5 protein-coding genes and 1 tRNA gene are annotated in these 6,585 nt (G+C 47.4%); 4 read left to right on the forward strand and 2 right to left on the reverse strand.

Annotation, left to right across the window (positions count from 1 at the left end):
- Positions 1-72: 72 nt before the first annotated feature.
- On the reverse strand, positions 73-888 hold the full coding sequence (locus RDP42_RS01120) for an MBL fold metallo-hydrolase (RefSeq protein WP_308762180.1): 816 nt from the start codon (positions 886-888) through the stop codon (positions 73-75).
- Positions 889-1,278: 390 nt separating this feature from the next.
- On the opposite strand from RDP42_RS01120, the gene RDP42_RS01125 reads away from it, so the two are divergent.
- The 4 genes from RDP42_RS01125 to xylE all read left to right on the forward strand — a co-directional run bounded on the left by RDP42_RS01125 (position 1,279) and on the right by xylE (position 6,448).
- On the forward strand, positions 1,279-2,007 hold the full coding sequence (locus RDP42_RS01125) for an NUDIX domain-containing protein (RefSeq protein WP_374046890.1): 729 nt from the start codon (positions 1,279-1,281) through the stop codon (positions 2,005-2,007).
- Between the two features lie 20 nt (positions 2,008-2,027).
- Positions 2,028-3,527, forward strand: coding sequence for an FGGY-family carbohydrate kinase (locus RDP42_RS01130; RefSeq protein ID WP_308762182.1), 1,500 nt, complete (start codon positions 2,028-2,030; stop codon positions 3,525-3,527).
- Positions 3,528-3,546: 19 nt separating this feature from the next.
- Positions 3,547-4,863, forward strand: coding sequence for a xylose isomerase (gene xylA, locus RDP42_RS01135; RefSeq protein WP_204475420.1), 1,317 nt, complete (start codon positions 3,547-3,549; stop codon positions 4,861-4,863).
- Between the two features lie 103 nt (positions 4,864-4,966).
- Entirely contained in the window at positions 4,967-6,448 is a 1,482-nt protein-coding gene (xylE, locus tag RDP42_RS01140) for a D-xylose transporter XylE (protein WP_303915685.1), read from the forward strand.
- A 61-nt stretch (positions 6,449-6,509) separates the two neighbouring features.
- Here xylE and RDP42_RS01145 read toward each other — a convergent pair.
- A tRNA-Met gene (locus RDP42_RS01145) sits at positions 6,510-6,583 on the reverse strand.
- Positions 6,584-6,585 lie beyond the last annotated feature (2 nt).

The following is a 6,585-nucleotide window of genomic DNA, read 5'->3' on the forward strand; positions in this document are numbered from 1 at the left end:
ATTACCCCGTAATAATCTACTCATTACCCCGTAGTAACTTTTCCACTTCTATATAGTAATTACAATCTTACCTTATAGTAAAATTTCTTCCAAATCGTCGGGTACATACACTTTTCCCCCGAATTGCGAAGCCGCCTCCGCCGTATAACGGGCCTTCCGGGTGGACAGTGTCTTGTCCTCCGTGTGATACAGCAACAGGTTCTTTACCCCCAGCTGAGCAGCCAGACGGCCGGCATCGAGTGCGGTGCTGTGATGTTTCTCGTAAGGTTTGAATCGTTCCCGGTCTTCATACAGACAGAAAGCTTCACACAGCAGCCAGTCGGCCGATTCCACATAGTGGCAGTTACATTCATTGTAAGGTTCATCACCCAGGCAGACCAATGACTCTCCGTCGGGCAGCGTAGTACGGAAACCAAACTGTTTCTCCTTGGTCGAAGCGATGTCAAAACATTCTACCTCCAGACCGATGGCCTGAAACTTGCCTCCATTCTCTACCTCACACAACAAAATGTCTTCTCCCAGACGGGCCACAATCTTTTTAGGCAATGTCATCCGGCAAATCCAGTCGAGCACCTTGACCACCTTCTCATGACCATACACCCGTAAAATACCTTCATATTCTCCCTTCTGAATAGCCTGCGCCACCACACGAATCATCCATATCACTCCTAAAATATGGTCGGTATGAGCATGCGTCACAAAAATCTCATGAATGTGGTTCAAAGGAATATGGGCTTTCTGCAGTTGCGACAAGATACCGTTTCCTCCTCCGGCATCTACTAAAAAATAGTTTTCACCACGGCAAAGCGCAAAACAGGTATTGTAACAGTTCACTACGGCAGCATTTCCCGTGCCCAGCATAATCAGTTTCATCGAATTTTCCATCATAATCTTTCCTCTAAAAAACTATACAAAGGTACAATTTTTTCTCTTTTGCATTTTTAACACATCCAAAAAATACCATTATCCCTACCTCCTACAAGCATCGACCAGGCCTTCCATGGCACGCCACCCAAAATACAATAAGTAGTCTACATCACCCCTCGTCTACCTTTCGCTTAAGCCCTTGAATATTCGCCACTTCAAGTTCATTGCAATCAGAAAAAGACTGAAACGAAAAATCACCCTGAATACATATTGTAGGAAATACAAAAACAAAGAATTATGATATTGTATATACTAAGATATTCATTCTATTGAACAATAAGCATTTACACAACCAAAAACACGCTTGCATATCTCAATAAAAAAACCGTTCTTTGCAATGAAGACAAAAAAATGCTTATGGAATACACACAACAATTAGCCAATAATCATATCTCGGTAGACTGCGTAGTCATCGGGTTTGACGGAGAGAAACTGAAAGTGCTGCTCGTCAAACGTATGGGGGAAGAAAGTGGAGAAGTTTTCCATGACATGAAGCTTCCGGGAAGCCTTATTTATATGGATGAAGATCTGGACGATGCCGCCAAACGAGTACTTCATGATTTGACGGGTCTCAAGAACGTAAATCTGATGCAATTCAAGGCGTTCGGTTCCAAAGACCGTACCAAGAATCCCAAAGACGTACATTGGTTGGAACGGGCCGAGAAGGCTAAAGTGGAACGGATTGTCACCATCGCCTATTTGGCCTTGGTCAAAATAGACAAGACCTTAAACAAGAACCTGGATGAGTACAAGGCTGAATGGGTGGCTCTTGAGGACATCAAGGACCTTGCCTTCGACCACAACCTGATCATTGCAGAGGCCATCAAGTTCATCCGTCAGCACATCGAATTCAACCCGTCGTGCATTTTCGAACTGCTGCCGCGCAAATTCACGGCCCTACAGCTCCGGATGCTCTACGAAGTGATTCTCGGCAAACCGTTGGACGTACGCAACTTCCACAAGAAGATTTCCATGATGGAATACATCGTACCCTTGGAGGAATATGAACAGGGAGTATCCCATCGTGCCGCAAGGTATTACCGGTTCGACCGGAAAATCTACAACAAAACAAGAAGATAATCAAAAAACGATATAAAAATATGTATTTATTAGGTTATGACATAGGAAGCTCGTCAGTCAAGGCGAGTCTGGTAAACGTAGAAACCGGAAAATGTGCCGCTTCTGCTTTTTTCCCAAAAACAGAAGCCCCTATCCTTGCTGTCAAACAAGGATGGGCTGAACAAGATCCGCAAAGCTGGTGGGAAAATCTGAAACTGGCCACACAAGCTGTATTGACCAGATCCGGAGCCAAGGCAGAAGAAATCAAAGCCATCGGTATTTCGTATCAGATGCACGGACTGGTTTGCGTGGACAAGAACCAGCAAGTACTTCGTCCTTCCATTATCTGGTGCGACTCCAGAGCCGTACCTTACGGACAGAAGGCTTTTCAGGAATTAGGAGAAGCACAGTGCCTTTCTCATCTGCTCAACTCACCGGGAAACTTTACAGCTTCCAAACTGGCATGGGTAAAGGAAAACGAACCGGACGTCTATGCGAAGATTTACAAAGTCATGCTTCCGGGCGACTACATTGCCATGCGACTGACCGGGGAAATCTGTACCACCGTATCCGGATTGTCAGAAGGTATGTTCTGGGACTTCAAGGAAAACAAGGTAGCAGATTTCTTGCTGGACTACTATGGTATCGACGCTTCCCTGCTGGCTGACATCCGTCCGACTTTCTCCGAACAAGGTAAAGTGACAGAAAAGGTTGCTGCCGAACTGGGACTGAAAGCGGGAACTCCGGTCACATACCGTGCCGGTGACCAACCGAACAATGCATTGTCATTGAATGTATTCAATCCAGGAGAAATTGCTTCTACTGCCGGTACATCGGGAGTGGTATACGGAGTGAACGGCAGTGTGAACTACGACCCGCAGTCACGTGTCAACACCTTCGCGCATGTCAACCATACTCCTTCACAGACTCGTCTGGGTGTATTGCTCTGCATCAACGGTACAGGTATTCTCAACTCGTGGATGAAACGTACACTCGCTTCCGATCTCAGCTATGCAGAAATGAATGAAGTAGCCGCACAGGCCCCCATCGGAGCAGACGGCATCAGCATCCTTCCATTCGGGAATGGTGCAGAACGCATGTTGCAGAACCAGGAAACAGGCTGTTCCATCCAAGGTGTCAACTTCAACCTGCACAACCGCAGTCACCTGTTGCGTGCCGCACAGGAAGGAATCGTATTCTCTTTCCGCTACGGTATTGACATCATGAAAGGTATGGGAATGGACGTAAAGAAAATCCACGCCGGACATGCCAACATGTTCCTGAGCCCGCTCTTCCGCGACACACTGGCCGGAGTGACCGGAGCTACCATCGAACTGTATGACACCGACGGTTCTGTAGGTGCCGCCAAAGGAGCCGGAATGGGCGCAGGCATCTACCGAGACCATGTGGAAGCCTTTGCCACCCTCGACAAGCTCGCGGTTATCGAACCGAAGGCTTCTGACGCAGCCGCTTACGCTGACGCATACGCTCGTTGGAAAGAATGTCTTGAAACTATCACAAAAAAAATAATCATACATTAACTTTAAAAACAAAAATATTATGGCAACAAAAGAGTACTTTCCGGGAATCGGAAAAATCAAATTTGAAGGTGTAGAAAGCAAAAACCCGATGGCTTTCCGTTATTATGACGCAAACAAAATTATCATGGGCAAACCGATGAAAGAATGGTTGAAGTTTGCAATGGCTTGGTGGCATACTTTGTGTGCAGAAGGCGGTGACCAGTTCGGTGGCGGTACCAAGAAATTCCCTTGGAAAGGAAATCCAGATAAAGTACAGGCTGCTAAAGAAAAAGCTGATGCAGGTTTTGAATTCATGCAAAAAATCGGTATCGAATACTACTGTTTCCACGATGTAGACTTGTGCGACGAAGCCGATACCATCGAAGAATACGAAGCTAACCTGAAGGAAATCGTGGCTTATCTCAAGAAAAAACAGGAAGAAACAGGTATCAAACTGTTGTGGGGTACTGCCAACGTATTCGGCCACGCACGTTATATGAACGGTGCAGCTACCAACCCTGATTTCGACGTAGTAGCCCGTGCTGCTGTACAGATTAAAAATGCCATCGATGCGACTATCGAACTGGGCGGTACAAACTACGTGTTCTGGGGTGGACGTGAAGGTTACATGTCTTTGCTGAACACCGACCAGAAACGTGAAAAAGACCATCTGGCACAAATGTTGACAATGGCTCGCGACTATGCACGTGCAAAAGGTTTCAAGGGTACCTTCCTGGTTGAACCGAAACCGATGGAACCGACCAAACATCAGTATGATGTAGATACAGAAACTGTAATTGGTTTCTTGAGAGCTCACGGACTGGATAAAGATTTCAAAGTCAACATCGAAGTGAACCACGCTACGCTGGCTGGCCATACCTTCGAACACGAACTGGCTGTCGCTGTAGACAACGGCATGCTGGGTTCTATCGATGCCAACCGTGGTGACTACCAGAACGGATGGGATACAGACCAGTTCCCTATCGACAACTATGAACTGATTCAGGCCATGATGCAGATTATCCGTGGCGGTGGTCTGGGCAATGGTGGTACCAACTTCGATGCCAAGACACGTCGTAACTCTACCGACCTGGAAGACATCTTCATCGCACACATCGCCGGAATGGATGCCATGGCTCGTGCGTTGGAAAATGCAGCCCGTCTGCTCGAAGAATCTCCTTACAAGAAGATGTTTGCTGACCGTTACGCTTCCTTCGACAGCGGTAAAGGAAAAGAATTTGAAGAAGGCAAGCTGACTCTGGAAGATGTAGTAGCCTACGCTAAGAAGGCAGGTGAACCGAAACAGACCAGCGGAAAACAAGAATTGTACGAAGCTATTGTAAACATGTATTGCTAATGTGCTGAGTTTTCAGCGTTCAACCGGCATGCCCGTCGGTGAAGTTCATCTTCCCCCGACCGGGTATGCCGGTTATCTTTTTCCTTTAAAAAAGCCTTTCATTATGAATTACACAGAAAAAGGAAGCAGAGCCTATCTGTTTTCCATCGTACTCGTAGCCGTTCTCGGCGGACTGTTGTTCGGTTATGACACAGCCGTCATCTCCGGTGCAGAAAAAGGGCTTCAGGCTTTTTTCATAGGAGCCGACGATTTCCTCTACACCGATACCTGGCACGGCATCACTTCCTCAAGCGCTTTGTTAGGATGTATCCTTGGTAGTGCGCTCTCCGGCTTCTTTGCGTCTCGGTTTGGCCGAAAAGTATCTCTGTTGGCCGCAGGTATCATGTTCTTCCTGTCAGCCTTGGGGTCATACTATCCGGAATTCCTCTTCTTTCCACATGGAGACCCCTCCTATTCCCTGTTATTGGCATTCAACTTTTACCGTGTGCTGGGAGGTGTAGGTGTAGGGCTGGCATCAGCCATCTGCCCAATGTATATCGCTGAAATTGCTCCCAGCAACATCCGTGGCACATTGGTTTCGTGGAACCAGTTTGCCATCATCTTCGGTCAGCTGGTAGTCTATTTTGTCAACTTCCTTATCTTGGGCGACCACCTGAATCCGATTGTGGAAATCGTCGACGGAGTGAACCATATCATGAATCCGGACGAAGCCGCCTGGAGCATTGAAACCGGATGGCGCCTGATGTTTGTCAGTGAAGCCGTCCCTGCCGGATTGTTCACGCTATTGGTATTCTTTGTCCCTGAAACACCGCGCTACCTGGCCATGACCGGACGCGATGAAAAAGCGCTGTTTGTACTGAGCCGAATCAACGGACTGACACAAGCCAAGGCCATCCTGAAAGACATCAAAGATACCGCCAATGAAAAAACAGAGAAACTGTTCACATATGGCTGGATGGTCATCTTCATCGGTATCATGCTGAGTGTATTCCAGCAAGCCGTAGGCATCAATGCCGTCTTGTATTTTGCCCCTCGAATCTTTGAAAGCATGGGTATGGGTAACCCAATGGTACAGACCGTATTCATGGGCATCGTCAATATCCTGTTCACGTTGCTGGCTATCTTTACCGTAGAGAAATGGGGACGCAAACCCCTGCTGATTTACGGTTCCATCGGCATGGCAATCGGTGCCTTCGGAGTCGCTTTCAGCAATGCCGTGAGCGGTCTTTCCCCGATGATGCCTGTCATCAGCATCATGATTTACAGTGCTTCGTTCATGTTCAGCTGGGGTCCTATCTGCTGGGTGCTCATCGCCGAAATCTTCCCCAACACCATCCGTGGAGCAGCTGTAGCCATCGCCGTAGCCTTCCAGTGGATTTTCAATTTCATCGTCTCCTCTACTTTCCTGCCAATGTACAACATGAGTGCCGGAGACATGGGTGACAAATTCGGACACATGTTTGTGTACGGACTATATGGAGTCATCTGTGTCATAGCAGCCATCTTCGTATGGCGACTGGTACCGGAAACGAAGGGAAAGACATTGGAAGACATGACACGTCTGTGGAAGACACGCCGGAAATGACTTTCAGAAACAAACATAAAAAAAAGACATTCAGGAAAACCTCACTGAATGTCTTTTTTTGTAGCGGGACCCGGGATTGAACCGGGGACCTCATGATTATGAATCATGCGCTCTAACCAGCTGAGCTATCCCGCCAT

Origin of the sequence: uncultured Bacteroides sp., from assembly GCF_902472605.1 — a bacterium.
Lineage (GTDB): Bacteria > Bacteroidota > Bacteroidia > Bacteroidales > Bacteroidaceae > Phocaeicola.